This is a genomic window from Campylobacter concisus (assembly GCF_002913545.1).
GTDB lineage: Bacteria > Campylobacterota > Campylobacteria > Campylobacterales > Campylobacteraceae > Campylobacter_A > Campylobacter_A concisus_AV.
On sequence record NZ_PPBR01000042.1, the window covers coordinates 1 to 494 of the forward strand.

Below are 494 nucleotides of genomic sequence, written 5' to 3' on the forward strand. Positions count from 1 at the left end.
ACCATAAACACCCCAGAACAAATTACGTGATAATGTGTCTTTTTCTCGTGTACATCTGTATTCAAATCTGTATCGTGTGGCGGTGAAAAAAAGATAGGTGAGCCTGTTTATTGTAATATTGCAAGCCAGTTGGTAGGCATACTAGCAGGGTATGCGAGAAAAGTCCAGTTTCTCTTTTTGAAATTTTTAGCATCTTGTGCCATAATTTAACTGCATGATAAAAAAGAGAACCATAAATTTAAAAAGGTGTTTCAGGTTCTCTTGTTTTTGGATACTTGAATTGTGTCACAATATAACTTAAAGTAAACTTACGTCACATGTTACAAGTCACCCATTGCGGTGTGTCGTATTAACCCCCCAAATTCAAACACAAAAATCGGCTATAAAATTTAATTCGGTCAGTGCAAAAACTTATAGGGAAGATTAGTTTATTAATTTGACAAGAATTGCCAATTTTTGCAGTTTGTAGGTTACACACTTATATTATATATAGC

The 494-nt window shown here is 34.0% G+C and carries 1 protein-coding gene; it reads right to left on the minus strand.

The annotated features are described in order from the left end of the window. Positions 1-95, minus strand: a 95-nt coding sequence (locus tag CYP05_RS10330; RefSeq protein ID WP_430747658.1) for a hypothetical protein, incomplete at its 3' end; no start/stop codon positions are given. Between the last annotated feature and the right edge of the window lie 399 nt (positions 96-494).